Source organism: Neobacillus bataviensis (assembly GCF_019969725.1).
The window spans coordinates 1-1395 of record NZ_JAHXYW010000042.1 but is presented as its reverse complement, the minus strand read 5'-3'; the positions used below and the strand labels follow the sequence as shown (position 1 = coordinate 1395).

The window sequence follows — 1395 nt, the reverse complement described above, 5'->3', positions numbered from 1 at the left end:
ATTAAATAGTCTGGCAATTATGGCGAGAAGGTCACACCCGTTCCCATACCGAACACGGAAGTTAAGCTTCTCAGCGCCGATGGTAGTTGGGGCACGCGCCCCTGTGAGAGTAGGACGTTGCCAGGCTGTTATATATGGAGGATTAGCTCAGCTGGGAGAGCATCTGCCTTACAAGCAGAGGGTCGGCGGTTCGATCCCGTCATCCTCCACCATAATTTTTTCGCGATAGCAAAAATAATTTTCATTATTCGCCGGTTTAGCTCAATTGGTAGAGCAACTGACTTGTAATCAGTAGGTTGGGGGTTCAAGTCCTCTAGCCGGCACCAGTTTTTAGGATGAGCCATTAGCTCAGTCGGTAGAGCAACGAGCAAAACATCTATGAGTTTGCTACGAGTTGTACACGCCGAGCTGCTTCTTGAATAAACTTTCTGAGGCGGGGACATCTGACGATGTCATAAAAGATTAGTGAATCATCTAAGTATGAGCCATTAGCTCAGTTGGTAGAGCATCTGACTTTTAATCAGAGGGTCGAAGGTTCGAGTCCTTCATGGCTCACCAAAGTTTTTTGTGAAAGCAAAATAACTTTGAATATGCGGGTGTGGCGGAATTGGCAGACGCACCAGACTTAGGATCTGGCGCCGCAAGGCGTGGGGGTTCGACTCCCTTCACCCGCACCATTTAAATTAATAATGCGGAAGTAGTTCAGTGGTAGAACACCACCTTGCCAAGGTGGGGGTCGCGGGTTCGAATCCCGTCTTCCGCTCCATAATTGCCGGGGTGGCGGAACTGGCAGACGCACAGGACTTAAAATCCTGCGGTAGGTGACTACCGTACCGGTTCGATTCCGGTCCTCGGCACCAATGTTTTTTATGATAGCAAAATAACATTTTATAATAATGCGCCCGTAGCTCAATTGGATAGAGCGTCTGACTACGGATCAGAAGGTTATGGGTTCGACTCCTTTCGGGCGCGCCATTATTTACGGGAAGTAGCTCAGCTTGGTAGAGCACTTGGTTTGGGACCAAGGGGTCGCAGGTTCGAATCCTGTCTTCCCGACCATCTACTTCATTTCAAATTGGGGCCTTAGCTCAGCTGGGAGAGCGCCTGCTTTGCACGCAGGAGGTCAGCGGTTCGATCCCGCTAGGCTCCACCAATTTTAAAAATATATGTTGACAAAGTATTCTTGCTTTGTTAAGATGTAAAAGTCGCCTTAAGGTGATAAAAAAATTGTTCTTTGAAAACTAAACAAACAAAAACGTCAACAAACAATAATATTCGTTTCTTTTTGAAACGAAGCCAACGTTTTATTTTATGAGCTAATCAACTTTCTTGGAGAGTTTGATCCTGGCTCAGGACGAACGCTGGCGGCGTGCCTAATACATGCAAGTCGAGCGA

General features: G+C 47.2%; 9 tRNA genes and 2 rRNA genes. All 11 read left to right on the top strand.

The features are described 5' to 3' along the window. Positions 1–9 precede the first annotated feature (9 nt). Positions 10–126: ribosomal RNA gene (gene rrf, locus LC455_RS30990) — 5S ribosomal RNA — on the top strand. A gap of 10 nt (positions 127–136) precedes the next feature. Continuing rightward, a tRNA-Val gene (locus tag LC455_RS30985) sits at positions 137–212 on the top strand. 38 nt (positions 213–250) lie between these two features. Next, positions 251–326, top strand: a tRNA-Thr gene (locus LC455_RS30980). Positions 327–482: 156 nt separating this feature from the next. Next, a tRNA-Lys gene (locus LC455_RS30975) sits at positions 483–558 on the top strand. A 34-nt stretch (positions 559–592) separates the two neighbouring features. Beyond that, positions 593–677: transfer RNA gene (locus LC455_RS30970), tRNA-Leu, on the top strand. A gap of 14 nt (positions 678–691) precedes the next feature. Further along, positions 692–766 (top strand) — tRNA-Gly (locus LC455_RS30965). Positions 767–771: 5 nt separating this feature from the next. Continuing rightward, positions 772–860: transfer RNA gene (locus tag LC455_RS30960), tRNA-Leu, on the top strand. 38 nt (positions 861–898) lie between these two features. Then, positions 899–975, top strand: a tRNA-Arg gene (locus LC455_RS30955). Positions 976–982: 7 nt separating this feature from the next. Further along, positions 983–1059, top strand: a tRNA-Pro gene (locus LC455_RS30950). 18 nt (positions 1060–1077) lie between these two features. Then, a tRNA-Ala gene (locus LC455_RS30945) sits at positions 1078–1153 on the top strand. Positions 1154–1326: 173 nt separating this feature from the next. Further along, positions 1327–1395, top strand: a 16S ribosomal RNA gene (locus LC455_RS30940); the annotation flags it as partial.